A 2,741-nucleotide genomic window follows, 5' to 3' on the forward strand; every position below is an offset into this window, starting at 1 on the left:
TGACTCGACTTGCCCATGACTTGTTTGCACCAGCCACAGTAGAGGCCAAATCTCCCCAAGCGTTTGGGTCGTTTAAGACCAGAGTTCCGACATGCCCTGCCGTACTTAAGGCTCTTTCTAGGATGTTGATTGCAGCGTTGTGGTCTCTGTCGAGAGAACAAGCACACTGACAAACATGGGTTCTAGTTGATAGAGATTTTTTAACTACTTCACCACAATTAGAACAATTTCGACTAGTGCAGAGCCTTGGGTGCATGTCAGTTTTGTTAATCCCTGATTTAGATCCCCCGTTTCCCTTAATAAGGGGGACTTTTGAATCTAATTCCCCCCTTTTTTAAGGGGGGCTAGGGGGGATCTATTTACCTAATTACAAAGGTGACATGCTCCCCAGAGCCTTTCTTTTTTCGAGAAACTCGACGTTGATAGAACTTTAGACGCTTTTCCCCTTTTCGATAAAACCTAGGTAAGGGTACAGTATTGCTATTCGGTGTTGCTGGAACAGACTCATTGATATCGATCTGAAGGCAAAACTGAACATATAGCACTACCCATTAAAGTTAGGACATGGCTAAAAGCTGAAAACCTGTTGTAGTAAACTTTTGTCTTCTGACTTGTGACTTCTGACTTGCGCGTAGCGCTATAGTAACCATCGGCTCGACGGACTATCCTAACCCTCTTAATTAGCTTTTTGTCAAAGCGCCAGAAATTCCATGTTCCTTTGAGTTTGAGTTTTCCAATCCCTTTTTTGTCACTAAAAATGATTGACTTTTTATCTGGACATAATTTCCATCCAGAAGTCTTTTATTCAACTGATTGACAATGTTTTTTGAATCTAGGAAAACCTTTCTTTCCGGAAACTTTTTTCTTACAGTTTTCGTATAAACGGGCAATTGATGACCGGAGATGAAACCTTAGAATAGTGGAGCCTTTATAGGCGATAGGCTATGCAGATGCATGGTTAAAACTCATGAAATAAGGCTCCACTATTCTTACGGTAACTTCTAACCATGCTCGTTCAGCACTGGCGAGGGGGACCATAGAGTTCAATTCATTGGCAAACGGGAACTGATGAGCTAAGACAGTGCAATATTTGTTGAGGTCTAATTTCCCAACACCTTTATTGTCCATCCAATAGCGAATACAGCTATTGCGAACAATTTTAGCTGTTATCATCGCTTCTTCTATTGCTAAATATTGCTTTTGTTTGCCAATTGCCTTGAACTGTAAAACAATCATTAGTATCGACCTTTAACTACTAAAGTAGTCTACACTACACAAAGTAAAATTTCCGGAAATAGAAAAATATTTTTCTTACGGCGCGTCAAGCCGCTGTTAGCCTTCATCCCCGGTGATTAGACAGGGGGTTTTCGGCTTTGGGGGATTTTTATAATTTTTTGGTGCCATGGGTTTCTAATCTCAAATCCCGCTGACTAGTTTGCCTGTGGGAGGGACGCAATCAAAGGTTTACGCAGCCATGGATACAGGGTTTTTCGAACGTAAGCATTCAGCCGTCAGCCGTCAGCCGTGAGCTTTTAGCTCACGCTACTTGAGGTGCCGTCAGCCGTCAGCTGACGTAACAGAGATTAAAGCAATGCTTACTTGTTTTATTCAAAAGCACCTCAAGTAGCGTGCGTGGCACAGGCTTTGGCCTTGGCCGTTGGCCACGCTACGCGAATGGCCACGCTGTGCGAACGACGCTGAGAGGTAGCGCATTAGCTGATAGCTGATAGCTGATAGCTATTAGCTGATAGCTGATAGCTGATAGCTGATAGCTGATAGCTGAATACTTACTTTCGAACAGCGATTAACCGGAGTTTCAATCAGATCAAATTGCCTGTACCAAGGTAACTTTTTATACCCGTAACCCTTGACCGAACTCAAGGGTTACTCAATTAGACTTCACAGAACTTAGGATCAATTCCTGATTACTGACTCGTAGAGAGATTTTAGTTTTGCTGATATCTCCGGAGGGACAGCAGTTAACCGGATGTAAAAACTTCCCGGTTCTGCTGTTTTTTCTAAAACCTTGGCGTAGATATCCTCACTGGGTTGGTTCACATTATCTGGATCGAGTAAGTTGAGCTTAATATTACTTAGTGGCTCAGGGATAGCAGAGATTTCGCTGCTGTTAGCACGAAGCTTAGCTCCCTTACTTGAAATCTCTACTAAACGCCCAGTGTAGACCGAATTACTGATATGCTTTCCATCTAGAAAAGCATAATTAAATTGTAGATCAATTTTTTGGTTAACGTCGAAAAATGTTTCTTGCTGTTTGGGTAAAAATAGGTTATAATTATGCCCAATCCCACCCACTTCATAGATAGTAATTGGCTGTTTAATTCCCTTGGGTTTTACCTGTTTTTGACCGTCAATTCTTAAAAATTCGCCAGTTTCTTCCAAAGTGGAAGGAGAAATCATAACTTGACCACCAGTTGTATAAGATTCGATCCGGTAAGTCAGGTTGACAGCGCTGCCAATGACACTATATTTGGTGCGTTTTTCGGAACCAATATTCCCAAGCACAACCACACCGGTATTGATACCGATGCCCATTTCCAGTTTTGGATAGCCCAACTGCTCGATTTCTTCATTGACACTGGTCATGGCTAACTGCATCGCTACTGCACAAGCCACTGCTCTGTGGGCATCATCCTCTTGGAGGGTGGGAGCACCAAAAAGCACTAAAATCCCATCCCCGATCAACTCGTCGATAGTTCCTTGATAAGCAGTAATCACATCCG

2 protein-coding genes and 3 pseudogenes are annotated in these 2,741 nt (G+C 42.6%); all 5 read right to left on the bottom strand.

The genetic code is table 11. The features are described 5' to 3' along the window. Window positions 1-476: pseudogene (locus F6K20_RS40960) on the bottom strand (zinc ribbon domain-containing protein); the annotation flags it as partial. Window positions 477-642: 166 nt separating this feature from the next. Next, window positions 643-897, bottom strand: a pseudogene (locus F6K20_RS32950) (RNA-guided endonuclease InsQ/TnpB family protein); the annotation flags it as partial. Window positions 898-1,005: 108 nt separating this feature from the next. Then, window positions 1,006-1,236 (bottom strand): annotated as a pseudogene (locus F6K20_RS32955) (transposase); the annotation flags it as partial. Window positions 1,237-1,740: 504 nt separating this feature from the next. Beyond that, complete coding sequence (locus F6K20_RS32960; protein ID WP_287297568.1) at window positions 1,741-1,881, bottom strand: hypothetical protein; 141 nt, start codon at window positions 1,879-1,881, stop codon at window positions 1,741-1,743. Window positions 1,882-1,914: 33 nt separating this feature from the next. Then, window positions 1,915-2,741: adenylate/guanylate cyclase domain-containing protein (locus tag F6K20_RS32965; protein WP_287297569.1), on the bottom strand; the 827-nt coding region annotated here is incomplete at its 5' end.

Origin of the sequence: Moorena sp. SIO2C4, assembly GCF_010672485.1 — a bacterium.
GTDB lineage: Bacteria > Cyanobacteriota > Cyanobacteriia > Cyanobacteriales > Coleofasciculaceae > Moorena > Moorena producens.